The following is a 23,615-nucleotide window of genomic DNA, read 5'->3' on the forward strand; positions in this document are numbered from 1 at the left end:
TGTCGTTTCGTGGGGGTGTAGTTGCGGGGCGGGTGGTGTCTTGTGCTGGGGGTATCCCGGTTTCGATGAGACTGTGTGAGTGCGGTCTTGTGGGGCTGTGGGCCCACTGGGGTGGGGTTCTCTCGTTCTTGTTGAGAGTTTTCCGGTGTCTCTGGTGTGGTTCTTCGTTCTAAAGGTCCGGTGTGTGTTTTCCCTGGTCACAGTGTTGTGTGCTGTGTGGTCGTCGGCTTCGGATGGTGCGGGGTTAGCGGCGGGGTGTGGTGGGCCGGTTCGGGGTGGGGCGGTGGTGGGTTTCGGCGAGGTGGTCCAGGCGGATCGTGTCGAGGGTTTGTTTGGTGATGCGTTCGGTGCCGTTGTGGATGGCGGTGATGGCTGCTTGGCGGATCAGTCGGGTGAGGGAGCCGATGCGTCCTGCGGTGCGTTGGTGGAGGTAGGCGGCGTGGCGGGGGAGTGTGCCGGGCTGGTGTGCCCGGAGATCGAGTGCTGCTTCCACGCCCGTGATGAGTTCGCGGAAGGGTTCGTGTTTCCCGAGGCGTGCGGGGAAGGCTCCGCATTCCACTAGGGAGGCCCGGCCGGCGAGTTGTGCTCCGCGTACTCCGGAGAACAGGGCGGTGGTGGTGACGTCGATGCCGGCGTAGACGAAGGTCGCGCGGATGCGTTCGGTGAGGTCTTTGAGGAGGTCGGCGGTTTCCGCGCCGGTGGTGGTGCGGGGGTTGAGCCGGTGGATCTCGTCGATGAGGATGAGGCGTACGCCGGTGTGGTTGTAGGTGTGGCAGACGGCGTCGGTGATCTGGGCCTGGGTCATCCGGCCGGTCACGGGGATGCCGAGGTAGCGGGCGAACTCGGTCGCGAGGGCTTTCGCGCTTGCCGCGGGCGGGACCAGTACATACGCGACGGGCACCGGTGCGTGCCCGTGCGATGGCGGGTGCTGTCGGGTGTGGGCGAGGTGGCAGGTGCGCCCGGTGTGCAGGAGGGCGGTGGTCTTTCCGGCTGCTGCCGGTCCGGTGACGATCAGTGAGGGCCGTGCGGTGGTCTGCTGGTGCTGTCCCAGGATCATGAGGGTGCGCACGGTGGTGGTGAGGGTGTCGATGGCCGGGGTCCGTACCGTGACGAACGCGGAGTGGTAGGCGAGGCGTTCTTCCGCACTTCGTTGGGGTTCTCCGGGGGCGGGTGGTTGCGGGGGAGGGGTGGTGGCGAAGTGCTGCCAGCCCTGCCAGGTCGTCACCGGCCATGCCGCGCCGGTTGCCCCGTCGCCGTCTGGGGCGCTCATGCCGTGCCCTGTTCGGGCGTCCTTTCCCTGCGGTGTGGATGGACTGCTTTCTGCGCGCGGGCCGGGGCTGGTCACCACTTGAGAGCTTCTTCCTCTGCGTCGTAGAGCCCGTACCCGCTCACCGCGAGGTTTCCTGTTTCCTGGTCCTGGTCGAGGCCGTCGAGGCTGTCCTCGCCCGCACTCGCGGTCCCCGGCTGCGGTCGGGGTGTCTGGCACGGGTTCTCGGAGCGGCGTGGCGGGGGAGTGCGGACGGTGCTCGTGCGGTTGAGGAGGTGCTGCTCCTGGGCGGTGGCCTGTCCTGCCCGGGCGCGGCGCATCAGGGCGTCGAGGGCTTCGGCGAGAGCGGCTTCGGCCTGGCCGGCGTTCTGGCCGGCCTGCTGCTCGGTGATGGTGCGCAGGTATTGCCAGGTGCGGTCGTTGAATGGCTGGTGGGTGTGGTCGCGGTGGATCCATGGGATCTCGGTGAGCCGGCCGTCGGGCAGGCGGATCCAGACTTGGCGGGCATCGTGGGGGTTGTAGTGGATCTCCCATTTTCCGCCGCGGCCTGCCACGGTGGAGGGCTGCCCGCGGTGCGGGCTGAGCAGGTCGTGGTCGTAGGTGCGGTGGTGCAGGCGGATGCCGTGCTCGGTGATGGCCTGCCACCGCACAGGCAGCAGCTCCAGGTAGTCGTTGCCGGTCAGCGGTATGGGCACGTATCCGGCGACTGCGACCAGGGCTGCCCACATCTGGTTCGGGGACAGCGCGATCTTCGGCAGCATGGGATGCCGCAGGCCCTGGTGCGGGCGGTGGTGATAGTGCACGACCCACTCATCCAATAACTCCTGCAGCTCGGCGACGCTGTAACAGGCTTCGCGTGCCGCGTCTTTGCCGCGGCGGGTGACGTCGGAGCCGGTGTAGCCGGGCAGGTGCTGGCAGAACAGGGTGTTGATCGACCCGAAGGTCCGCTCCACGATGCCTTTGGCTGTGGGGGCGAACGGCGGTGCTGCCTGCACGCTGATCCCGAGTGTTTCGCAGGCGCCCGTGAACGCCTTCGACAGGAACACCTTTCCCCGGTCCACCACCACGGTCTCGGGCACGACCACCGGCCGGGCGGCTGCCCCGCGAAGACGTTCGTCCAAAGAAAGCAGACGCTCGGCCGGCAGGACCGCGCTGTGCGTGAAACGCAGGGCATCGGCCCATGCCGGTCGCGCTGGATGCGGCACCGCCATCTCTGCCAGCAGCAGAGCGGCGTCAACCGCCTGCGTTCCGGCTGGGCACAGGACCCCCGCCAGGATCGCCCTGGTGGCGACATCGACAGCGATCGTGAGTTCCGGCCGGCCCACGCTGCCGTCGTCGAACCGTGCGAGGACGTCCAGGCGGGTGGTGTCGATCTGTACCTGCTCCCCGGGCCGCAGTGCCATGGTCGGGGTGAATCCGCGTCCGTCGTCGGTGACCGGCACCGTCCGTACCCGGGTGGCCGGATGGTCCGCCGGGTGGGCGATCTCGTGGACGAGGCGGTAGAACGTGGCCCGTGACGGCATCGTCACGGCACCCTTGTGCCGGTCTTCGAGGAGGCGTGCGACCAGCGGCATCAGCCCTTTGACGGTGCCCTTGGAGCGCCCCCGCTGTCCGCGCAGTACTTCTCTGATCGCGGCCACGACCCGCTCGTCCTGGCGTCCGCGGCCGCTTCGCCCCCGTGTGGAGCGGTGGTCCACCAGTCCCCACAGCCCCTGTTTGCGGTACGCCAGCCGCATCTTCTGCACCGTCCTGTCCGATACCCGTGCAAAGCCCAGCGCCGTCAGCTCAGCGGCTTTGGCTCGTTCGCGCTGGGCCAGCGTCCACCTCTGCGGGTCGTACTCGGTCCGCATCACCCCGCCGCTGTCCGGTCCGCCAGGCAAGCCGCACTCGACCTCCCTGATGTGCCGCAGCCAGGCCATCGCCTTCTCCCGCGCCGCCACAGGGGCGGTCTCGAACAGCCCCCACTGCGGCACCGCCTGCACCGGCTCCGCACCCAGGACCGCGAAGCCCGGGTCGGCGAACAGGTGCCCGGCGAGCACCACCTGGTCCGCACCGCCCTCATCGACCAGGTGGAAGCCCTGCCGGGAGAGGGCCACGACCTGCCACCGCACTCCGCCGAAACGGACCTGCGCCCCGACCTCCACCACCGGCCGGCCACGGCGCCGCCCCCCGCTCACCCGGCCTCCCAGATGCCCGCACCAGCCCTGAGGCCGTCTCCGCTGCTGTCCCTGGCGCCCGGCAATCCGAGCCCGCCCCCGGACTCAGAAGCCTGGACCAGGACGCGTTCGTGCAGCGGCACATCGATCGCCGCCTCCAGCAGTCCCGCCCACAGGGCGTGGAATGCGACGGGCAGCACCTCGATCGGATCACCGACCGCTGCCACCCCCTCAACGAGCGGCCGCGGCCACTCGAATTCGTCCACCACCGCCTCCAGCAGCCCCGGTCGTCCCCGATGCCGCGGGTGGCGGTAGCCGGCCAGCCACTTCAGATTCGCTGCCGACACCTCGTCCAGCGGCGCCAGGCGCCGGTAGCTCCAGCCGACCTCCTCACACGCCGCGCCCACCGCTTCGGCGGCGGCCAGGGCGCGTTCACCGCCGGCATCGAGGCGGCTGGGACAGCCGGCCAGCAGGGCAGTGCCGTCGCGGTACCGGGCGAACAGCTGCGGCACCCAGGACCGCACCCGTCCCCGTCCATCGCGCCACAGCAGCTGTACCGGCCGCCCCGCCAGACCCGTCACGTCAGGGGCCCGGTCCAGGACCATCAACTGGATACGCATCGCGTTCGACCCCGCAGCCACGTGCCGCCCCGTGGTCGCCGACCACCACAGGCCCGGCCCCCACCGCCGCCCGGGGACCACCGGGAACGCCGACACCGGATCAAGGTCTTCGAACGCCACTGCCACGGCGGCGTCCGCCCACCGCTGCTGCACCGCCCGCCCGACGGGGTCGAGGAAGACCGCTTCGAACCCGGCCCCGATGTTCATGTCCACCGGCCCGGGCCTGCCGCCAGGCCCGACCGCCGCATTCTCGCCGCTCACCCGCCCAGCCAAACCGGCCCGGCTGCCCGCCGGAGCCATTTACGCATTCCGATCACATGGCGCCACGTGATGCGATATCAGCGGGCCACACGCCAGGCGCGCCCAAGCGACCTGGCGCGAACCGCCCATTTCCCGGCGAGCGCCAGCACCTATCAGTCGCCCGCGCCCTGATACGCCTTGAGCGCGTCGGCCAAAGGACCAGGGGGCAGCTTCGCCCACCGGGCCACATCCTGCGGCGGCACCCCCGCATTCACCGCCGCCACCACTGTGTGCTGCAGAGCCTTCTCGATCAGGTCGGCACTGTGACCGAGAATGCGCAGCAGCCGCTGGGCCACGTCCGCACTCGAACCGGCCTGCGCTCCGCGCAGCTGGATCAGCTGCTCCTGAGCGCCGTCGACGAGGCTACCGATCTGGGCGCGCTGTTCAACGGGCACCGCAGCCCGCCACATCGTCCCCGAGCCGGGTGCCTTCTTCTCCTTGCCCAGGACCCGCAGCCGGCCGGCCATGGTGGCGGCCTGGTGTTCCTGCCGCAGCCACCACGGGTCGTTGTCGTATCCGGGCGGCCCTCCGACGCCGCGACGCCGGCGGATGACACCGCCCATCCACGCGATCAGCGGACCACCGTGATCCGTCGCCACCAACGGCCCCAGCCAAGGCCGCCCCACCCGCTCACCGAGCCGACGGCAGAACAACCCGTCGGCCGGCAGCGCCCGCGGCCGCCCCGCACCACTGTCCGCCCACACCAGCTCGGCCATACCCGGATCCAGCAGAGCGTCGGCGACCGCCACCACCTCCGGGAAGACAACCGCGTCCCGCCCCACGATCCGCCACCACTCCAGATCACCCCCAGCGTCACCGCCCGCGACCAGATGCAGACGCCGCGGCCAGACCGTCTCCCGCTCCCAGCCATAGGCCTGCTCCCACCACCGGGCGACCACCGCCCGCGCCAACGCGAACACCCGCGCCGGCTCCGCACCGGCCCGCACCGCCCGCCGCCCATCGCCGCTGCGCCACCACCTCCGGCAGACGCCGCACGTCCAGGTACTCACGGGGCTGGTCGGGCGTCCGCGTCCAGGACCGCCCGTGCCGCACACACACCCGATCCCACCGCGGGACGTATCGCACCACACGCACGACCGTCCCTGTGCGCTGCGCCGTACAAAGCCCGCAGCCGAACGCCACCGGCCCAACAACCACGCCGCCGATCCGCCACACCGCCGCCGGCACTCCGTCCCTTCCGGCAGGCAGCTTGCCGTCCTGCAGCTCCCAGGACGGCAACGCCAGTGCCGCCACGCCCTCCCTGATGCCGCACAGGCTCGCCAGAAGTCGCCGTCCGGCGGCGTTCAGCACTACCTCGGCGTCAGCCCGGCAGGCGCCGCCCTCGTGCTTGGGCTGTTAAGAGGCCATCTCATTTGGGTGACTCGGTATTCTGTGAGTCATGGTGGGGATCGTTGAGCGGCTGGTGCCGGACGAGTTGTGGGAGTTGTTCCAGCGGGTGGTGCCGGAGGTGCCGTCGCGGCCGCAGGGCGGTGGTCGGCGTCGGCACGGCGACCGGGAAGTGCTGGCCGCGATCGTCTTTGTGGCAGCGTCGGGTTGTACTTGGCAGCAGCTGCCTTCGGCATCGTTCGGCCCGTCCGGAGCGACCGCCCACCGGCGGTTCTCGGAGTGGTCGAAGGCCAGGGTGTGGGCCAAGCTCCACCGCCTGGTCCTCGATGAACTCGGCGCCCGAGGCGAGCTGGACTGGTCGCGGTGCGCGATCGACTCGGTGAACATGCGGGCCCTGAAAAGGGGGACCTGACGGGTCCGAATCCTGTCGACCGGGGAAAGTACGGCTCGAAGATCCACCTGATCACCGAACGGTCGGGTCTGCCCATATCCGTCGGTATTTCCGGGGCCAACCTGCACGACAGCCAGGCCCTGATACCGCTCGTGAAGGGCATCCCCCCGATCCGCTCGCGCCGTGGTCGGCGACGGCGCAAGCCCGGCAAACTCCACGCCGACAAGGGCTATGACTACGCCCACCTGCGGCGATGGTTACGCGAGCGTGGCATCACCCACCGCATCGCCCGCAAGGGAGTCGAGTCCTCGCAGCGACTGGGCCGCCACCGCTGGACCGTAGAACGCACCATGGCCTGGCTCGCCGGGTGCCGCCGCCTCCACCGACGCTACGAACGCAAGGCCGACCACTTCCTCGCCTTCACCAGCATTCTGCCTGCACCCTCATCTGCTACCGCAGGCTCGCCAAATGAGATGACTTCTAAGCCCGTGCCAGTACGACCGCAGCCCCTTCGCCTCCAACCCGTAGCGGCTGGCGGTGCGGCAGATCAGCGACGAGGTCGTCTCCCCCTGCAGGGGAGCGATCCGCAGGAGGCCGGGGTAAGGGGGCACTCCACTACGGTCTCGTGCTCACGGTCTTGGCGGGCGTTTTAGCAAAGGACGTTCAGCAGACCGAGACCACCACGCCACTGCCGACCGAATTCGTTGCGATCAAGCCCCCAGCGGCCGCCTCGGTGCCGGTTCTCGTGCAGGGCCAGGCGCCCGCCAGCCTTCACGTCCATCAGGGACCCGGATTCGGCGGGGATTCTTCCCACCTGCATCAATCTTCCAGCCCCAAGCGGCCGTGTGAACTGGGGAAACAGGGCTTCGTATGAGCCGGTAGGGGGGTGGAGGACCTCCGCATCCCGCTCCAATAGACCCCCGGGCCGTCTTGGCCGGTGCGGTAGTGCGGGAGAAGCTGCGCGCCGCAGTCCGGGGCCCGGCCTACGACGTCGCCCGGTACCAGTGGGCGGAGATGCCCGAGCTGTTCCTCGTGCCCTCGGCCGACGAAGTCGAGCACGCCGACCCGGAGCCGGAGGCCGGACTCCGGGAGACGATCGACATGACGGCCCTGCGAGCCCTGCGGGCATCCCGCACAGAAGTCGAAGATCTCGATCCCACAGCCGACCGACTACACCGCCTCCAGCAAGCGTTCGCCAAGGCGGTCGCCCGCCCGTATGCCCGATCACACCGCACAGGCCGACGCAGACGCGGTGCGCCAGGTGCGTCCGGACGAGAAGCAGGTGCACCGACGACAGGAACCGCTGGAACCGGATGGGCCCACCATGGTGTACGAAGATGTCAGCACGGCACCGGTGTACGAGCCAGCGTTCTTCGTCCAGGCCTGAACACCACCGCTGGTAGCAGGGTCGGTACCTCAATGGCTTCGTGTTTGGTTCTGGCCGGGTGCGAGACTGGTGGAGGCCTCCTGTAGTGATTGGGCAGCGGCGTCGATGGTGGTGACTGTTCTGGGGCTAGCTCCAGTGCGTGTGAGTCGTTCGGCGTCGATAAGGCCCGCGAGCTGCAAGGGCAGCGTCGCTTGCTGCTTGTGCCAGAGGGCTGGAGCCATCGTCGAGCGCGGCTTCGATCGAGCTGCGGATCAGTCGCAAGCTCAGGAGCCGCAGACGGGTTTCGTCTGATGGGACGGTCGAGCGGTAGCCGGCCAGGAGCTGGGTCAGGCCGGACGGGGGTTCTTCGAGGGGTCGGCACGCACGGCGGCATCGAGTTCTGTCTTCGCGAGCAGCACGCCCAGCAGCAGCGCCCCGTCGGTGCGCTTGGGCCCGTCCGGCCGTAGGCCGGGGTCCGGTACCGGTGCAGCGCCGAGTTCGTCCAGCGCGCGGTAGAGGGCGCGCGCTGGAGGGGCGTCGAGCGGATGGACGCGTCATCACGCCTGTCCTGGCTGTGGTTGGATCTTAAGTCCGGGTAGTTGCGCGGCGACGCCGCTTGGGTCTCGTAGCCCGTACCGGCTTGGGCATGGTCATGGCTGCCTTGCTCATGCGGTCGTAGGTGCGCGTCATGTGGGCGGTCTCATCCCAACCAGTGTGCCGCCCGCTCGAGGCAGGTGTGGCCCGGACCGGTCTAGCGCTTTGTCTGCTGGCTCATGGTGTCGACTCTGGCAGAGGTGCAGAGCATTACGCTCCTTCCGTGTGGAGTGAGTTGAACAACTATGGCTTCGAGGACGAGCTGGACTACCTGCGGTCGATCAAAAGGGACGACAGCTATACGTTCACGTACCCGTTCGAGTACATCGCCAAGAACTACGGGAACGACAACTACGACATCGGCACAGCGGACATGGTGGTCCGGGTCCAGTGGGCCGACGCGGAGGCCGGTTACACGGTGGCCTACGACGTCCCCGAGATGGACAAGATCGACCCCGCTGAGGGGAACGGCGATGCAGAGAGCTTCTACGAGAGTGACGTTTACTGGAGGCTCGTGAGCGACCTCGACGGCATGGGGATCGGCGCCGAGCTTCGCATCATCTAGGCACGGTCGGCTTGCCGTCGTAGACGCCAGGCTGTGAGCGGGATACCGATCGGCTCCGTGGTGGTGCCCGGCCCCTCGTGAAGCCGGGCACCAGCACGGGCCAACAGCCAGAGCGCCAGGCCTCTCGGGAGGGGCGGAGGGGGCCGACGCCGACCAGCAAGGGGCGGCGGTCCTGTACGCCGTCCCACCGCCACGGTAGGAGCCCCTCGCGCACAGCGCAGTTTCTGATGGGCTGCCAGGACGACGCCCCCCTTCCCCCGCGATCGCGGAGTGGAAGAGGCGTCGTCCATCAGGGTCCGACCGGCGGAGCTCAGGCCGGCTGCGTCTGGAGCCCGGCGAGGAGAGAGCGCCGACTCTTGCCGACTGTACGCAGCTGCGTACAGTCGACCTCGGGGTGCGCCCGGGGCAGGTCGTCGACGTGCCTGGCGGCGAAGCGCGGGACGTCGACAGCGCCGGCCTTGCTCGCGCCGAACTGGACGCGGTCAAAGGAGACCGGAGCGATCCAGCCCAGGCGGCGCATCCACTCGAAATCGACCCGACCGGACGCCGAGCCGGGCCGTGGCCTGTCTCAGAAGGTGGGGCTACCGCTTTGGCTTCTGCCTTTTGCGCTTCGGAGTGCGGTGGGCACGGGGGACTCCACCACGATCGTGCTGGGCGACAACCTGGTCATGCAGGTGGACCTGCGGGACATGAAGGCCGCCGACGAGGACGACGCGGTGGTCGCCGCCGTCATCGACCGTCTGGAGGAGACTCTCCCGCGACCCGACGGCGAGACGCCCTACCTGGCGGTCTTCGCCCTGACCCACGCGGACAAGGACCACTGCTGCGGCTTCGGTGACCTTCTGGAGAGCTCCATCCTGATCGGGGAGATCTGGGCGACGCCCCGGCTGCGATCTCTCGGTTTTGTGACAGTGGGGTGAGAGACAGTGGGTTCTGGGTGTGTTGTTGCTGGTCAGGGGTTGTTTCGGGGTGGTGGGGTCGCTGTCCTGGGGGTGAGAGATCTGTGGGGCATCGCTGTCGTGGAGCGTTATCGCGTGAGGGGTGATGCTGTCTCAGTTTTGTGAGTTCTGATCCGCTGGCCGGTGGGGGTTGGTGTGCTCGGGGTGTGGATCAGGGAGAGCGAGACCCGGCCCCGGATGGGGTGGGTGGTGATGCGAGTGGGGCTTTGCCGGCTGTGTCGGTTCGGGCGTTGCGGGGGCCCGTGGTCCGTCGTCTGCTGGCCCTGCGCCGGGAGGGGAAGCTCACCACTGGGCGGGTGAGGTCGGCGGCTGCTGTGCTGGGGGTGCGGGAGCGTGCGGTATGGCGGTGGTTGGCGGCCGCCGAGCGGGACGAGGCTGCGGGCCTGGCACCGGGGGAGCGAGCGGCGTATCCCGGGCGGTTCACTGTTACTGATGAGGTCCGGGCTTTGCTCGCGTTGTGGCAGGGCAATGTCGCGGCGGTGCATCGTGAGCTGACCGCTCGCGCGGCCGGGGGCGAGGGGGAGCCGCCTCCGTCGATTCCGACGCTGCACCGGGCGATCCGGCGTGATCTGTCGCCGGGGGAGCGGGCTGGGCTCGCGGGTGGGGAGCGGGCGGCGCGTAAGCATGATGTGTTCCTGGCCCGGCCGCGGGGTTGGCGTAACCAGGTGTGGGAGACCGACCACGTCCAGGCGCCGGTGCTGGTCGACGTTGATGGCAGGGCCCGCCGGCCGTGGATCACCTGGTTCACCGACTGCGCCACCAACGCGATCACTGGCGTCGCGGTAACACCAGTGCATCCGTCGCGGGAGTCGGTGCTGGCCGCGCTGCGCTCCGCGGTCCTGCGCGAGGACCCCTACGGCCCGTTCGGCGGCGTGCCCGAGAAGATACGGGTGGACCGTGGCAAGGACTTCCTGTCGAGGACGGTGACCGCCGCGTTCGATCTGCTGGACGTGACGGTGGAGGACCTGCCCGCCTACACCCCGCACCTCAAGGGCACTGTGGAGGGCCTGAACCGGGCGGTGGAGAGCATGTTCCTGGCCGCGTTGCCCGGCTACGCCCGCCAGCCGCGCCCCGGCAAACGCCCCGCCCGGCCGAAGGACGAGGTACTGCTGGGCTTCGAGGACTTCACCGCTCGGCTGCTGGAGTGGACACGGTGGTGGAACACCGAGCACCGTCCGGCGCCGTTGCGGGGTAGGACTCCGCTTCAGGCGTGGCAGGACGATCCCACCCCGCTGCGGGACGTGGCCGCGGCGGATCTGTGGACGTTCACCCTGGAGGATGCCGGCGCCCGCATGCTGACCACCCGCGGCATCCGCTTCAAGAAACGCGACTACGTGGGCCCGTGGATGACCGGACAGGCCGGGCTCCAGGTCCGCATCCGCTTCATGCCCCACCACGACCACCGCATCGAGGTCTACCACGCCGCCACCGGCCGCTACCTCGGTCCCGCGGACCTGGCCGACCGGGCCACCGAGGAACAGGTCAGCGCCGTACGGCGGGCACGGGCCGCCCGTGCCCGCCGTCTGAAGAAGGACCTCGAAGCTGCCCAGCGCGAGCGCTACGCCGCCGCCACGCAGGCCGAGCCCCCTCGTCGGCTTGGCGCGCTGACCGGTGCGCAGGCCGACGCCGAACTCGCCCAGAGTGCCGACGCCGGCCTGTCGCAGCTCGCGTTGCCCGATGTCGTCCCGCCTGCCGCGCCCCCGGCCGACTGGCGCACCCCAGCTTCCTTGGCTGCGCTGATCACGCCGGCCCCGTCCGGCCGTGACTCCACCACTACAGCCCCGGACAGCCCGGACGGACAGGCCGCACGTCCCACCACAAGAGAAGACGGGGATGCCTCGTGACCGCGGCCACCTACCAGTACGTCGACCTGCCTGACGCGTCCGTGGTCACCACCCGGGCTCTGCTCACTGCCCGGGAGAACATCGGCGATACGGTCGCTGCCCGCGCGATGATGTGCATCCACGGCGGTGCCGGCTTCGGCAAGACTCTCGCCGTCAATACCTGCCTGCGCGCACTCGAACCAGGCGAGGACGTCCGCAAGATCACCTTCCGGGCCCGGCCCACCGCCCGTGCTGTGCGCTTTGAGCTGTTCACCGCGCTCGACCTGGCCGGCGAGCCACCGCGCCACCCCAGCGAGTTCGACCGTCTGCTGAAGACCGCCCTGGCCGAACGCCCCCGTACCTTCCTTGTCGATGAGGCTCAGTGGCTCAACGGCGAGGCATTCGAGTACTTCCGCTACCTCTGGGACGAGCCTTCCACTCAGCTCGCGATCATCTTCGTCGGCGGCGCGGGCTGCCACACCGTGCTGCGCCGCGAACCGATGCTCTCCTCCCGCATCTTCATCTGGCAGCACTTCACCCGCCTTACCCCCGGCGAGGTCCTCGAGAGCATCCCGCTGTTCCACCCGGTCTGGGCCGACGCCGATCCCGAGGACATCACCTTCGCCGACCAGCATGCCGCGCACGGCAACTTCCGCGCCTGGGCCCAGCTGACCGCCCACACCCGCACCGCTCTGGCACGCACCGGCCGCCCTCGCGTCGACCAGGAACTGCTGCGCTGGGCCTTCAGCCGCCTCGCCTGACCACCACACCGCCATCCATGCCCCTTGCCGCGCCACCGCCGCCCATCACCGTGGTCATCGACCACCATGACGACGCGATCTACACCCACACCGCCCTGGCCGCCCACCATCTGCCGTCCGGCCGGATCACCCTGCACCCCGGCCCAGGCACCACCAGCGAGACCGGCCTTGCCCACGACCTTCTCGCCGCCCTGGGCAAACCGCCCCTGCTTCCGGGCCGCTTTCCTGGCGGCCGTCAGCCCGCCTGGGAAGCCGCTGCCGCCTGGATGACCGCCCTGCCCGTCACCCGGCTGACCGTCCTGCGTGCCCACCGCCTCACCGCCCGCCGCGCGATGCGCCTCTTCCAGCTACAGGCCCTCACCGGTATCCACCTGACCCTGGTCTGCCACCGTCCCCACCTTCCCGCCGCCCTGCACCAAGCCCTGCAGACGGCCGACTACTCCCTCACCACCGACCTCGAGGTCGCCCGCAGCCACTACTACGGCCCGCCCGTCACCGAACCCCCACTCGGAGACGAGCCCGCCGGGCCGACCGGCCGGTGGCTCACTCTGCCCGCTCTGGACCGCCTCGTTTCCTACGACAGCCCCCGCCCCTGCGTCGACCTGTGCACGCCGCCCCCGATCGTCTGGCGGCACCGCCCACCGCCCGCTCTTCTCACCGTGTCCACCGCCCAGCGAGTCGCCCACCGGCTGCACGCGGCGACCGCGCATCCCCGCCTGGCTGCAGCTATCGCCGCCGCGCTGTTCACTGGCGCCTCCCTCCAACAACTCGCCACCGCCCGCCATAGCGACTACGACGACACCGCGGCCACGCTCGCCCTGCACGACCGCACCCGCTACACCGACGGCTGCGCCGCCTACCCCGTACCACCCTGGGCCAGCGTCTTCCTACGGGCCGTGGCCTGCTTTACGCGGCTCGCATCAGGCGAAGGCCAAGAACTGCTCGCCGCACCAGGAGACCGTGCGCCCCTGCTGTGCGTGGCGGAGACGGCCAAGCTGCGCCCACCCCAGCCACCCGCAGCCCGCCGCAAAGGCTCGGTCGGCCGTGTGGAGTGGGACTGGCGAGAGCGGCAGGAAGCCGAGCAGTACGAAGCGATTCCGGCCGGCCGAGTCAGGCCCTTGCGACGCTGAACACTCTGACGTGGTTACGCGCGACGGACCAGGCTCAGCCGATCGAGAAGTCGGCGAACTCGATGTCGCTGAAAGCCACATACAGCCCGTGGGCCCGACGGCCCCACTCGCGAAAGTAGGCGTGTCCCAGCGCCCGGGCGAGTATGGCCGTCTGCTGCTGCTCACCCGCGCCGGCATCCCGGGCGGCGAACAGCTCCCGGGCTACTTCTCCCGGCAGGTCCTGGGTGATCCACCGCACCCGCGGATCGTCCGAGGAGCCTGCCGGAGCCGCGAACCCGAATCGCGCACGGGTATGGAAGACGAACCCCTCAGCCTCTGCCTGGGCACGCCGGCGGGCCTGTACGCGGGGCTGCCACCGAGCCAGGACCGCTTCCTCGATCGCCCGGACCTGCGGCGGACCCGGCGGACGACGCGCTCTTGGCTTTTTTGTCACCCACCGCTGCACGGTGCGCTGCGACACCCCCAGGACGGTGGCGACCCGCCGAGTGGAACCGCCGTGTGATGCCAGCAGAAACCGCAGACGGGCCTCGGTGCTTGAAGGAACGGGCCGGGTGCGCATCGAGCGCTCCAAACCCTGCTCGATCTGTCCCATATCCGCCTCTCGAAGCGGCCAGCGGCAAGGCTGGCACCTTGCAGTCCGTCGTGGACGATTACGCACCTTCGTTATTCATAGATGGGAGAGGCCGGAACGGCCGTGATGGTTCGCTGTTGCGGGCTGCGCACGAGCGTGGAAGGTCTCGCGGGCCTATGCCTCATAGCCGTGTTCGGCACGGTGGGCATGCTCAGGGCCGGGGTGCGCGACGCCGGGGACCATGGGGTGGTTGTAGTCGAGGGGGATGGTGCTGAAGGTGTCGCTGGGGATGGGTGCGGTGTCGTTGTCGGCGATGATCAGCTGCACCCGGTCGCCGTAGGCGTCTGCGAGTGCCTTGAAGCGGCCGTAGATGCGGTTCCCGCGTTCCTGGTCGTCTGGGTTGTTGCCCAGTGCCTTGCGCGGGGAGTCGATGATCAGCAGGGAAGGGACGAGGACGTCGGGATGGGTGAGCCCGAATTCCAGCAGCGCGAGACTGTAGGCGATGCTCACGCATGTCGTAATGCCTCCGCCGGAAGCTTGCAGGCTTTCGAAAGGATCGCCGTCGATCACCGGTAGGTAGGTTTTCGGGTCGATGACTGCCGTTCGCACCCACGGCAGGTGGAGCTCGGCGAGCAGGGTGAGGAACCCCTGGCTCAGGTCGTCTACGAGTTGGCCGCGGGCTGCGAGGGCCAGGGTGCGGCTCTTGACATCGGCCTGGACGCGGGTGCGGTCCGCTTTAAGGTCCTTGACCTCTTGATTGATGGCCCGCGCGCGAGCCCAGGCATCGCGCAGTTGGGTGACGGCGTCGATGCTCGCTCCGAGCGAGGCTACGCGGGCGCTGGAGCTGGCGATCGCGTCGAACCGGGGGGCCACGACGTCCCGGGTCTGTGTGTCTAGCTCCCGTCGCAGGGTGGTCGTGAGGAATTCGGCTTGCTGGGCGCGGTCGCGCGCAGTCGCAAGAACCTGCGCATCAGCTTCGAGAACAGCTTGTGCGTCCTGGAGCTGCCTCTCAAGAGCCTCCCGAGTCTGCTGGATAGCCGCGGGATCTACGGATTCGTCCGGGGGATCGTGCTGCAGGCACACAATGCAGTGGTCTTCCTGGACCGGCCGTCGTTCCAGCCGCTGCATGCAGCGGGGGCAGACAATGAAGTCGAAGGGAGACAGCTTCTCGATCGCGGACGCGGAGCGCTCCAGGCGCAGGAGATCGAGCTCGACCTGAGCCACGACTGATTCACGAGCTTCGAGCAGCTCGTGTGCGGCTTGGACCTCTTGGCCGGCGTCCCTCGCCGCAGCGACGGCCCGACGCAGCTCTTGACGCAGGACAGCGTCTGCCGCGCTGCTCTCCTCCAGCTCCGAGCGAAGCTCGTCGAGGGCCCGTTCGGCGAGGGTAAGCATCTCGCGCAGCTGGACGAGTTCCGCACGGAGCGCGTCGTCACTGCGCGAGTCCGATGCTTGGAGGAAGTTGCTGACGTTGTCGTGCTCAGCGGTCTTCGTCTTCATGTCCGTCAGGAGCTGTGCCGAGCGCTGCTTCAGATCCAGCAGAACGCTGTCCGTCAGCCCGAAAATGATCTCGAAGAGGACTCGGCGCATTCCGTCGAAGTAGGTCTGCTGGTGGCGCACGATCTGGGTGTCGATGTAGATCGCCTCGAGGTAGACGTAGGCGAACAGGGCCTGGAAGGTCACGTTGGCCTTGGCCGCCTTGCCTTCCCGGCGTACGGGAATCGACGTGCGGGGGAACCCCAAGATGCTCAGCAGCCGGTCGGACAGGGTTGTCTGACCAGCCTCGGCGCGGATGATGAGGCTCTCGCGCAGCTCCAGTGTGACGGGGTCGAGCACGTCCACCCGGTTGCTTCCGGCTTCGCCGATCATTCTCCGGAGCGCCAGGTGCTCGTCGCCGACAAGGACCTCTGCGCACACCGAGTGGACATGATCGCGCACGGCAGGCGTGAGGATGGCGTCGCCACCGACAGCGTGCTTGAGCAGCATGAGAAGGCTGGACTTCCCGCTGCCGCTCGGTCCGCTGATTACGGTGGCCGGCTGGTCGAAGCGGTACGTCTTCTCCGCGTCGGCGGTGGTGAGGGTCAGGGCGAGGAACTTCAGGTTGACCGCCATCAGATTTCCGTCCGCCAGGGCCTGTCTACCGCGTCGGGCAGGCGCTCATAGATGAGGTTCTTCAGGGCTGACCCCGACTTGTCGAAGTGCTTCCTCAAGAGTGCCGTCCGTTGCGAGACGAGCACCCAGTCGGGCGTTTCAGACAGGACAGCTACGGCTTCAGCGCCTCTGGCGGTGACGCGGAACTCGCTCCGGTCGTCACCCGCGTACGTGATGAGGCCGCGGGCCGCCAGGGAGCCGAGGATGCTGTAGTAGCGCTGATCCCACGGCCCGTACTTGTAGCGGGTCATGCGACTTTCGACGGCCCGTCGCTCGGCTCCTGTGGGCTCGGTGCCGCGGGGCCAGCTGTTGCCGTTCTCGTTGAGCAGCCGCTCCAGCATCGCCGGATAGCGAAGTAGGAAATCGAGCTTGGCCAGTTTGGTGAGTCCCGCAAGGCCCGTGCGTGCCGTGGTGAAGCGTCCGATCAGCAGCAGGACTCTCGCCTCGTGGTAATGGGCCTCACGGCGCTCCTCGTTACGAGCCTGCCCCTTGATGCGCGTCTCGGAAGCCAGGCGCTCGGAGGCGTTGCTCACGATGCCTCCTCGTCGGAGATCGTGAAGCGGTCGGAGAAGTAGTAGTCGCAGTCGTCGCACAGCTGATACGCCAAGCCACGAAGATGCTTGTCGTTGATCTTGAATGGCAGGGTCGCCGACATCGCTTCCGGCGTCAGCCGCTGCCTCAGGAGCCGGTTCATCCGCGCCCCGTACGGCTTGCCCTCCGCCGTTTCGCTCTGCGCGTCCGCACGACAATCGAAGGCGGTGTCCAAGACCTCCAAGCGCAAGTTGGCAAGGTCGGAACTGTCTCCCGGCAACCCGGAACGGTGCTGCGCCCAGGCGACGTACCAGGCCGACCGCAGGGTCTCCGCGTGCGCGGCCTCATCATCGGGCACATGCCCGTGCACCAGCTTCTTGCGGAGGTTCCCTCCTCCAGGAGCGATCATGGGGAGTCGACCAGGCGCGAAGGTCGGCACGGTGAGTTCGCGGTAGACGAACTGCTCGCGCACGGTGTGGGCGTACAGCGTCCGGCGCGCGATGCGCTGCTGCATCTGCACGTTCCGGAGGACCCTGCCAGGCGTGGCGATGTACTCGGCCAACTGGCCGCGCTCGCCCTCGCCGCGGTTGGCCTGCTCGATCCGCTCGATGAGCTTCCGGTAGGTGGCTTCGTCGTCCACGTGCTCCAGCTCCAGAGCCAGGACCGCCGGCCTGAGGAGCTGCTGGAGGTTGTGGTCGGTGATGAACCTGGCGGAGGGCACGCTCTTGTAGTCGATGTGCAGCACCGCCAGGAACCGCTTGATCGCGGCGACGAAGCCGTCGGGTATGGCGATGTCAGCCATCGTCGTCTCCGCCACGACGGGGATGTGCGGGTACGGCTGCTTCCACCGGATCTTCAGGAAGTGCCGCGCGATGGTCGTTGCCATCGCATCGACATCGGCAGTGATCTCAGGATCCGAACCGCACATTTTCGCGAGTACAGCCGCGTTTCCCTTGCTGGTGTTCAAGGCGCCGTTCGTGGTGAGCCGCAACCGAACGTTGCCCGCGGAACCACACGCGCGCCAGCTGTTGAACAGGTGCGCCAGGCCGCCGTTCTTGCACAGATCGCCGATATTCCACAGGGTCCGGTGGTACTGGCGGTGCTTCACCGACACCAGCTCGACGGAGCCATCCTTGAAGGCGATGGCGAAGTCCTCGTGCCACTCGCAGACGACGTACTCGATCTCGTCCCGCGTGAGCATGGCCAGACAGGCCTGAGCCGCCACTTCTGCTTGGTACCGATACAGCCGGGAGGTGTCGGTTCCGGCGTCTTCCCCGGGCGCCCGCTGAAAGATCGGATGCACGAATTCGTCGGCGTCGTCCACCGCTTCCACTGCTACGTCGACCACAGCCACCCCCAAGCTGTACACGCACCGCGAGCCCTGCAGGGCGTCGGTGAGCCGAAGATCCTTAGGCGTATCACAGTCCGCATGCGTGACGTAACCGAGTGATCACACAATTCTGGAAACGATCAGACATTTGCGTCCTCGCCAGGGGCTACCGGTTCAGGGGCTGGCTGCCCGAACACATCGAGAACCGATCACCGGGGCGGGCCGGGCTGACTGATGCTCGGCACCAAGTGAGCGGGTTGTGTGGCGAGAGGGCGGCCGCGGCCAGGTCGGCAACGCCCACGCCAGAACGTCTTCCTCGACGCCGCACAGGCATGTCAGGCACCAACGTCTGGTCATGCTCAGCAGCACCTCGGCGTCGGCCCGCAGAGTTCCACTCGTGTGTATGGGCTGGTGGTTGCGCCAGTGCCAGCAGGACCGTGACGCCTTCGCCTACAGCCCGTAGTGGTCCGTGATGCGACAGATCACTCACGAGGTCGTTTCTCCCGGCAGGGGCGCGGTCCGCAGGCGGCCGAGGCGTTGGATCACTCCACAACAGTCCCGTGCTCGCCGTCCCTGACGGGCACTTTTGCAAGGATCCTTATGGGGCGCGACCTGGACGTGCGGGCCGCACAGCGTGCAACACCGGGGGGTGCAGCAGAGTCCACATTGTGCCTCTGACCTGCCAGAACATCAGGCGAACCATGGCCAAAGAACCGGATCCCGGCTCCCAAAAGGCCCGGGTCCGGTCACAGCGTAAGACGGCGGTCAGGGGGTGTCGGGGGCGGCCTGGGGGATCGCCACCGGCCTCGCCCAGGCCATGCCCAGCTCTGCTAGAGCGGCGAGCTCGTTGGCGTCCAGCCGGTCCCTCCTAGATTTCGTGTTCGAAATCCATACGCCCAGTCGTACGGGGACCGGCTCGTCCTGGTCGTCGACCTCGATCTCGACGACCGCGCCGCGCGGGACCGGCCGGTCGCCTTCCCGCTCCACCCACTGCGCCAGGGCGGCCAGGCCGCGCTGGAACGCCTGCTGCGCCTTGCTCGGCCCCTTCACCCCGCGACTGGCTGCGGGGGCGGGCGCGTGGCCGGGCTGCACACCCAGCTTCGCCAGCCGCTGCTGCTGCTCCTCGGAGAGTTCCGTCCAGCTGCGGCGTTGCCGATGGAGCCATCGTCCGATGTCGTCGCTGTCGAAGACGACGCCGGGTTCGATGGCCGGCAGGATTCCGCCGGCCTCGTCGGCGGCGAGGTCGGCGAGGATGCGGTAGTGGCGTTGCCAGTCGAGGGGCCAGGGGCAGTCCCAGTCCGGGTCGATCTCTGTGAGCTGTGCCGCACGTACGGCGGCCCGCTCCGTGTCCTTGCCCAGACCGCCCTTCCGGCGCAGGTTCGCGATGTGCTGCCCGATGGCCAGCTGCTCACTGTCACCCTCGCCTTCGCCCCAGACCGCGTCCTGCCGGGGTGCGAGGTGCCCGGTGGCCCGACGGTAGGACCGCAGGGCGGCGAGCTTGCTCTCCCACGCCTCCTCGCCCGGCTCCCACACCATCCCGGCCTCCGGGGCGTCCAGCAGCGTCTTGCGCCGCTCCTCCAGCTCCCCGGCCCGCAGCGCTTTCCGCTGTTGATGCACCCAGCGGCCAAGCGGAAAGGACTTCGTGGCCCCCACTTCGACCTCGACGTCGTAGGGAACGGCGTAGAGACCGGTGATCTCGTTCTCCGCCCGCCACCGAATGAGGGCCTGGTAGCCCTCCAGCCACACCAGGGACTCCGGCCGGTAGACCCGGGTCCGCAGGAACGCTGCGATGGTTGCCGCGTCCCGGGGAGAGGAGAAGTGCAGCAGGGCCGACTCGGCAGCGGCGTCGGTGTCGTCGTACTCCTGGTCCTCGCCGACGATCCCGGCGCCGGCGCCGGCGCCGACGATTCGCCCGTCCTTGTCGCGCTGGACGTGGACTGTGCGCTTGCCGCTGGTGAGCGCGCGGGAAGCGAGCTGTTCGACCAGACGTTCGTCATGCGAACGCAGGCCCTGGAGGACAGCAACAAGGGGGCGGAAGCTGGCGCTGGCGACCATGTCGGTCGGGTCCTCGCCGGGCTCCAGGAACACCGGCACGATGATCCTGGCCACCTTGGTGGAGCCGTCCTTGTTGAGCCGGAGCGCCCGTCCGATGTTCTGCACGATCTCGACCTGGGAGCCGCGGGTGTCGGCGAAGCAGACGGCCTCGACTCCCCGCTCGCCGGTGATGTCCACGCCCTCGCCGAGCACGCGAACGCTGGCGAGGAAGGCGCGGTGGACCCGCCGGCCCGCGGCGTCGATGCCGTTGGCGAACTGCCGCAGAGCCTCGCGCCGCTCACTGACGAGGTGGTCGCCGCACAGCCACGCCGACCACACGCGGTCCGGGGGCACGTGGCGGCCAGCCTCGAGTTCGTAGAACTCCGCGTCGATCGAGGACTTCGGCAGCTGCTCCGCGGCCGTCAGATCGGCGTCCGTGGCGTTGGTGACGTACAGCTCCGCCGCCGTCTCCGGCAGCTTCTCCGCGAACGCCGCGGCCTCCTCTACCTTCTGGTGGAACGTCATGACCGTGCGCAGATTCCAGGCGGCGGCGTGCTCCAGGAGCGCGGTCTGCAGCAGCGCCAGGCGCCGGCCGCGCCGTGCCTCTTCGGACTCCCAGAGCACAGGGGACGGGTCGTGGATCTCCAGGACGTCGATCTCGAACCCGGCGAGAATCTCGCGCTCGATCGCCTCCGAGAGCCCGAGCTCGGCGAGCCACGCACCGTAGGTCCCGTTCGGGTCATCGGCCATGGTCGCGAGCTCCGCCTCCTGGCCGCCCGTGCCCTTCTGGGGCCGGGGCGCGGCGAGGATGCGCGGGGTGGCGGTCAGGTAGAGCCGGAAGTCCGCCGGGATCCGGGTGTTGTCGTGAATCGCCGCCCACGGCCGACCAAGATCACCAGTGGTACCGTGTGCCTCATCCACGATGGCGAGGTCGAAGCCGTCCATGCGCTGCCCGTAGAGCCGCTCTCCGCCCGCCAGGGCGGCCTCCAGCGGCCCGCGAACCGTCCGTTGACCCTCGGGAGCGTCGACGTCCTCGCGGTCCACGAGAGAGGCGTACGTGGCGAACACGACCACGGGCCCGGACCCGGCCCACAGTGCGAGCTGGATCGGGTTGGTCGTGGTCCGCACCCCGAGCTGTTCCAGGACGTCGTCCTTCTCCAGCGAGCACACCGCGACCATCGGCGCTCGGTGGCCCACCAGACGCCACGCCTGGGCGGTCTGTACGAGCAGATCCAGGGTCGGGACGGTCACCAGGATCCGGCCGTCCGCGAACGACTCCAGCGCGCACGCGGCGGCCGTGATCGTCTTGCCCGACCCGGTCGCCGACACGATGGTGCCTCGTGCACCCTGCGGCGGCACGGATGACCTTGCAGGGAATCCGACCCATGCACGGAAGGCAGATTTCTGATGGACCTGGTGTTCCCTGAGTGAGATGACGTGCATTTTCTGGTTCCCTTTTCCGGGGCGGACTTCAGGTTGCCGGGGGCGTGAGCTTATTTCGAGGGTGTGTCGAAGTCGTCGAGTCCTCTGAGCCCCCACGAGTCCAGTCCGGCGTAGATGGTGGCGGTCTGGCAACGCGGTGATTCCATGATTTCGGCTTCGCCGCGGTAGACGGCGACCAGCGAGTCGGTGCCGCGCCACCAGGTGTCCGCAAGGCCAGTGACCTCTGGCACGACCTCGAACCCGTTCAGCTCAAGGTCGTCCACAGCAGCGCCTGTCAGCACCGTGGTCGTGCGCGCACACCTACGGGCGTGATCCACCAACGCCAAAGCCTCCACCCACCCCCCGACGCTCGCATGCAAGGGCACCCACTCCCCGGCCTCAAGCCCGAACTCCCCGTTCGGACCCACCACGAACGAATACGGAAGAGCCGTACGCTGCGCACCGGCGTCGAAGAGCCAGTCAGGGGCCGGCCCTTCCGGAACGCCCCCACGGAACGCCCGAGGGCCTCCGTCATAGTGAGGAGAAGGGGGAAGGACCAGGCCACCCCAGACAGCCTCGAAGGCGGCCACCCGATCGATCTGCCCGCCAGGTATCCCATGCTCCAGCCAAAAGGCCCTGGACCGCTCGACATCACCCCGACCGGTCCAGTAGCCATGGCACCCAATAAAGTACTGCGCTCTACGAGTAAGCCCTTCAGGGATTCCCTCGTTGATCGACATCTCCCCCTACTCTCTTTTCGCCAAAGGTACTCCACATACGGCTTTCCCTTTTTCTGATGACGTGAGCGTGCCCCGACCGGGCGGCTGCAAGGTGTGTAACATTCTCTCCAACGCTACATGCTGCATCAGTTTGAGTCGCACGTTCCCCTGAAACATCGACACGAACGAGCGATGGCAGGACCCCGGCATACTGGCCAGTCATGGACAGACGCAGCACACGACGGTTGACACTGATGGTCGACGGGGAAGCGTTCGAGGTCACCGAGCGACCCGACGAGTTGGGTACATACGACTTCACCTGGCTGTCAGGCCCCAACCCCGGATACGGCTTCACTTCGGCCGTGCAGCCGGCCAGAGCATTGAGCGAGCCGGAACTAGAGTCGTCAGCCCGGGACTTCTTGAAGCAGGTGGACCCGACCACCGGACACATTGAATAACCACCCCCGGCACCTACCTCTGCAGCCAGCCAGGCCCGCGTCAGCAGGCCGAACCAACAGCCGCATACACCATCAGAAGAGTCCGCCAAGGGCGGGGGAGCGCAGCGACCTCGCCACCCGTGGGCTGGAGCGCAGCGAAAGCCCCGCCCCCCCCCGCCGCGTCGCTCCCGTGTGCGCAGCCCCCACGAAGCGGGCCCCCCTCCCGTCGTCTAAAGCCGCCTTGACCCGTGCTCGTTTCCGTCTTTCACTCTGGGGCATCCGGCGGTCATGGACACCTCAGCGCACACCGAAGAAGCGGTCGAGACTCAGGGCGATGAGCACCATGTCATCCTCAGCGCCGATACCAACGGTGACGGCAAGCCCGACGTGTGGATGACCGACACCACAGGTGACGGCAAAGCCGACCTGTACCAGTTCGACACCACCGGCGACGGACAGATCGATGTCACCATCGTCGAACGCGCCGAACAGCCCGGCATCGATCGCCTGGTCGTCGAAGGCGACGCTGGCCACCCCCAACAAGCCTGACCCCCCCCTGCCTCTCACACACCCCCGTGCGCCCCAGGGCACCGAGGGACACATGAGCAGCGTTCTCCGGAAAGGAACCCACCCATGCTCGCTATAGCCGCCGCCGTCCTGTTCTTCATCTCCTTCCTGATCAACGCAGCAGACATCGACACCAACGATGTCTTCTCCTCCACGAACATCACGCTCCTCGGCCTCACCGCCCTGGCCCTGCACCTCGCCGGCATCGGAGCCGCCCGCACCAGCCACACGACCACCAGCAGACGCCGACGTTGGTCCCGCTCCTGACCCCCTGTAGCCAGCCAGGCCCGCGACAGCGGGCCCCACGGCCCTGAAGGCGCAGCCGGAAGGGCCGTGGGGCGGGGGAGCGCAGCGGACCCGCTTCGCCAGGCTGGAGCGAAGCGGAAGCCTGGCAGCGGGACGAAGTCCCGTAGCTCCGGGAGCGCAGCGGACGGAGCATCAACCCAACTGCGCAGCAGTCGGGTTGCGCGGGACGCGCAGCGTCCCGCCAGCGCTCCCGCGGAGCGGGAGCGCGAACACCCGCGCGCAGCGCGGGTGTTCGCTCGCACATCGCGCAGCGATGTGGGACCCGCTC

Annotated in this window: 19 protein-coding genes and 1 pseudogene; 9 read left to right on the forward strand and 11 right to left on the reverse strand. The window is 68.5% G+C overall.

Going from position 1 to position 23,615, the window contains the following annotated elements:
- Positions 1 to 244 precede the first annotated feature (244 nt).
- The 4 genes from IF00_RS0138955 to IF00_RS42055 form a co-directional block, all read right to left on the reverse strand.
- Positions 245 to 1,270, reverse strand: a complete 1,026-nt coding sequence (locus IF00_RS0138955; RefSeq protein WP_245234764.1) for a TniB family NTP-binding protein — start codon at positions 1,268 to 1,270, stop codon at positions 245 to 247.
- Positions 1,271 to 1,341: 71 nt separating this feature from the next.
- The gene (locus tag IF00_RS0138960) at positions 1,342 to 3,444 is read right to left on the reverse strand and encodes a Mu transposase C-terminal domain-containing protein (RefSeq protein WP_030326611.1); all 2,103 of its coding nucleotides are present in this window, start codon (positions 3,442 to 3,444) and stop codon (positions 1,342 to 1,344) included.
- A complete protein-coding gene (locus IF00_RS0138965; protein ID WP_030326613.1) occupies positions 3,441 to 4,250 on the reverse strand; it encodes a TnsA-like heteromeric transposase endonuclease subunit in 810 nt (269 codons plus the stop codon). The genes IF00_RS0138960 and IF00_RS0138965 overlap by 4 nt, the downstream gene beginning before the upstream one ends.
- Before the next feature lie 206 nt (positions 4,251 to 4,456).
- Positions 4,457 to 5,263, reverse strand: a complete 807-nt coding sequence (locus tag IF00_RS42055; protein WP_245234766.1) for a hypothetical protein — start codon at positions 5,261 to 5,263, stop codon at positions 4,457 to 4,459.
- Between the two features lie 479 nt (positions 5,264 to 5,742).
- Here IF00_RS42055 and IF00_RS45425 point away from each other — a divergent pair.
- The 3 genes and pseudogenes from IF00_RS45425 to IF00_RS45925 all read left to right on the forward strand — a co-directional run bounded on the left by IF00_RS45425 (position 5,743) and on the right by IF00_RS45925 (position 8,606).
- Positions 5,743 to 6,553, forward strand: a pseudogene (locus IF00_RS45425) (IS5 family transposase).
- Between the two features lie 744 nt (positions 6,554 to 7,297).
- Positions 7,298 to 7,468 (forward strand): hypothetical protein, encoded by a 171-nt coding sequence (locus tag IF00_RS46580; protein WP_209439846.1) that lies wholly within the window; start codon positions 7,298 to 7,300, stop codon positions 7,466 to 7,468.
- Between the two features lie 796 nt (positions 7,469 to 8,264).
- Positions 8,265 to 8,606, forward strand: a complete 342-nt coding sequence (locus IF00_RS45925) for a hypothetical protein (protein ID WP_030326617.1) — start codon at positions 8,265 to 8,267, stop codon at positions 8,604 to 8,606.
- Between the two features lie 310 nt (positions 8,607 to 8,916).
- On the opposite strand, the gene IF00_RS0138990 is transcribed toward IF00_RS45925, so the two are convergent.
- Positions 8,917 to 9,126, reverse strand: coding sequence for a hypothetical protein (locus IF00_RS0138990; protein ID WP_051820870.1), 210 nt, complete (start codon positions 9,124 to 9,126; stop codon positions 8,917 to 8,919).
- A 100-nt stretch (positions 9,127 to 9,226) separates the two neighbouring features.
- Between IF00_RS0138990 and IF00_RS0138995 the strand changes: the two genes are divergently transcribed.
- The 4 genes from IF00_RS0138995 to IF00_RS0139010 all read left to right on the forward strand — a co-directional run bounded on the left by IF00_RS0138995 (position 9,227) and on the right by IF00_RS0139010 (position 13,279).
- The gene (locus tag IF00_RS0138995; RefSeq protein ID WP_030326619.1) at positions 9,227 to 9,526 is read left to right on the forward strand and encodes a ComEC/Rec2 family competence protein; all 300 of its coding nucleotides are present in this window, start codon (positions 9,227 to 9,229) and stop codon (positions 9,524 to 9,526) included.
- A 281-nt stretch (positions 9,527 to 9,807) separates the two neighbouring features.
- The gene (locus IF00_RS0139000; RefSeq protein WP_425338360.1) at positions 9,808 to 11,409 is read left to right on the forward strand and encodes a Mu transposase C-terminal domain-containing protein; all 1,602 of its coding nucleotides are present in this window, start codon (positions 9,808 to 9,810) and stop codon (positions 11,407 to 11,409) included.
- On the forward strand, positions 11,406 to 12,149 hold the full coding sequence (locus IF00_RS0139005; protein ID WP_030326623.1) for an AAA family ATPase: 744 nt from the start codon (positions 11,406 to 11,408) through the stop codon (positions 12,147 to 12,149). The genes IF00_RS0139000 and IF00_RS0139005 overlap by 4 nt, the downstream gene beginning before the upstream one ends.
- Positions 12,150 to 12,166: 17 nt before the next feature.
- A complete protein-coding gene (locus tag IF00_RS0139010) occupies positions 12,167 to 13,279 on the forward strand; it encodes a hypothetical protein (protein ID WP_245234768.1) in 1,113 nt (370 codons plus the stop codon).
- 34 nt (positions 13,280 to 13,313) lie between these two features.
- On the opposite strand, the gene tpg is transcribed toward IF00_RS0139010, so the two are convergent.
- The 6 genes from tpg to IF00_RS0139040 form a co-directional block, all read right to left on the reverse strand.
- Complete coding sequence (gene tpg, locus IF00_RS44520) at positions 13,314 to 13,871, reverse strand: telomere-protecting terminal protein Tpg (protein WP_030326630.1); 558 nt, start codon at positions 13,869 to 13,871, stop codon at positions 13,314 to 13,316.
- Between the two features lie 153 nt (positions 13,872 to 14,024).
- Positions 14,025 to 15,962, reverse strand: a complete 1,938-nt coding sequence (locus IF00_RS0139020; RefSeq protein ID WP_030326632.1) for an AAA family ATPase — start codon at positions 15,960 to 15,962, stop codon at positions 14,025 to 14,027.
- A complete protein-coding gene (locus IF00_RS0139025; RefSeq protein WP_030326634.1) occupies positions 15,962 to 16,534 on the reverse strand; it encodes a hypothetical protein in 573 nt (190 codons plus the stop codon). The genes IF00_RS0139020 and IF00_RS0139025 overlap by 1 nt, the downstream gene beginning before the upstream one ends.
- On the reverse strand, positions 16,531 to 17,886 hold the full coding sequence (locus tag IF00_RS0139030; RefSeq protein WP_030326636.1) for a dsDNA nuclease domain-containing protein: 1,356 nt from the start codon (positions 17,884 to 17,886) through the stop codon (positions 16,531 to 16,533). Before IF00_RS0139030 ends, IF00_RS0139025 begins: the two co-directional genes overlap by 4 nt.
- A gap of 741 nt (positions 17,887 to 18,627) precedes the next feature.
- Entirely contained in the window at positions 18,628 to 21,339 is a 2,712-nt protein-coding gene (locus tag IF00_RS0139035; RefSeq protein WP_078945044.1) for a DEAD/DEAH box helicase, read from the reverse strand.
- Positions 21,340 to 21,389: 50 nt separating this feature from the next.
- Positions 21,390 to 22,058: a hypothetical protein gene (locus IF00_RS0139040; protein ID WP_030326639.1), complete on the reverse strand. Its 669-nt coding sequence runs from the start codon at positions 22,056 to 22,058 to the stop codon at positions 21,390 to 21,392.
- Between the two features lie 704 nt (positions 22,059 to 22,762).
- On the opposite strand from IF00_RS0139040, the gene IF00_RS0139050 reads away from it, so the two are divergent.
- Positions 22,763 to 23,023, forward strand: coding sequence for a hypothetical protein (locus IF00_RS0139050; protein ID WP_030326644.1), 261 nt, complete (start codon positions 22,763 to 22,765; stop codon positions 23,021 to 23,023).
- 84 nt (positions 23,024 to 23,107) lie between these two features.
- Complete coding sequence (locus IF00_RS0139055) at positions 23,108 to 23,308, forward strand: hypothetical protein (protein ID WP_030326645.1); 201 nt, start codon at positions 23,108 to 23,110, stop codon at positions 23,306 to 23,308.
- The last annotated feature ends 307 nt before the right edge of the window (positions 23,309 to 23,615 follow it).

Source organism: Streptomyces flavochromogenes (genome assembly GCF_000717595.1).
In the GTDB taxonomy this organism is placed as follows: domain Bacteria; phylum Actinomycetota; class Actinomycetes; order Streptomycetales; family Streptomycetaceae; genus Streptomyces; species Streptomyces flavochromogenes.

Coding starts and splice junctions, on each gene's coding strand:
- IF00_RS0139010 (WP_245234768.1), top strand. CDS start 12,167: ATGCCCCTTGCCGCGCCACCGCCGCCCATCACCGTGGTCATCGACCAC.
- IF00_RS0138955 (WP_245234764.1), bottom strand. CDS start 1,270: ATGAGCGCCCCAGACGGCGACGGGGCAACCGGCGCGGCATGGCCGGTG.
- IF00_RS46580 (WP_209439846.1), top strand. CDS start 7,298: ATGCCCGATCACACCGCACAGGCCGACGCAGACGCGGTGCGCCAGGTG.
- IF00_RS0139050 (WP_030326644.1), top strand. CDS start 22,763: ATGGACACCTCAGCGCACACCGAAGAAGCGGTCGAGACTCAGGGCGAT.
- IF00_RS0139035 (WP_078945044.1), bottom strand. CDS start 21,339: ATGCACGTCATCTCACTCAGGGAACACCAGGTCCATCAGAAATCTGCC.
- IF00_RS0138990 (WP_051820870.1), bottom strand. CDS start 9,126: ATGCGCCGCCTGGGCTGGATCGCTCCGGTCTCCTTTGACCGCGTCCAG.
- IF00_RS0138965 (WP_030326613.1), bottom strand. CDS start 4,250: ATGAACATCGGGGCCGGGTTCGAAGCGGTCTTCCTCGACCCCGTCGGG.
- IF00_RS0139040 (WP_030326639.1), bottom strand. CDS start 22,058: ATGTCGATCAACGAGGGAATCCCTGAAGGGCTTACTCGTAGAGCGCAG.
- tpg (WP_030326630.1), bottom strand. CDS start 13,871: ATGGGACAGATCGAGCAGGGTTTGGAGCGCTCGATGCGCACCCGGCCC.
- IF00_RS0139020 (WP_030326632.1), bottom strand. CDS start 15,962: ATGGCGGTCAACCTGAAGTTCCTCGCCCTGACCCTCACCACCGCCGAC.
- IF00_RS0139055 (WP_030326645.1), top strand. CDS start 23,108: ATGCTCGCTATAGCCGCCGCCGTCCTGTTCTTCATCTCCTTCCTGATC.